General features: G+C 63.2%; 1 pseudogene. It reads right to left on the minus strand.

The features are described from left to right. Positions 1-389 (minus strand): annotated as a pseudogene (locus tag IE95_RS0118330) (hypothetical protein); the annotation flags it as partial. Between the last annotated feature and the right edge of the window lie 19 nt (positions 390-408).

Consider the following 408-nt stretch of genomic DNA (forward strand, 5'->3'; position numbering starts at 1 on the left):
GCCACCACGTACCAGAACGCCGCCCGCCAGATCGAGGTGTTCGACCTGAACGTCACGTTGCGCTGGGCGAAGAAGTTGATCACCTGCGCGATCAACAACGTCACCTGCACCGCCAAGAAGTACGCCAACCCGCCCCCACCCTCAGGCAGAGCCCCCGCCGCGTAGTCGAACACGAAGAACGGCGAACCATCAGGATTCGACCCCACCGCCCACACCTGAAAGCTCGTGTCCACCAACCCCGTCATCCCGAACGCCGCCTTGAACGCCGGCATCAACGCCAGCTGCAGCACCGTCACACCATTGCTCAACACGAAGAACACCACGAACTGCGCCGCCCCCGGACGCCGCTCAGCAAACCCCGACCACGCCTGACCCAACCGACCGAACATCACACACTCACTCTCAGGA

The organism is Oerskovia turbata, from assembly GCF_000718325.1.
Taxonomy (GTDB): domain Bacteria; phylum Actinomycetota; class Actinomycetes; order Actinomycetales; family Cellulomonadaceae; genus Oerskovia; species Oerskovia turbata.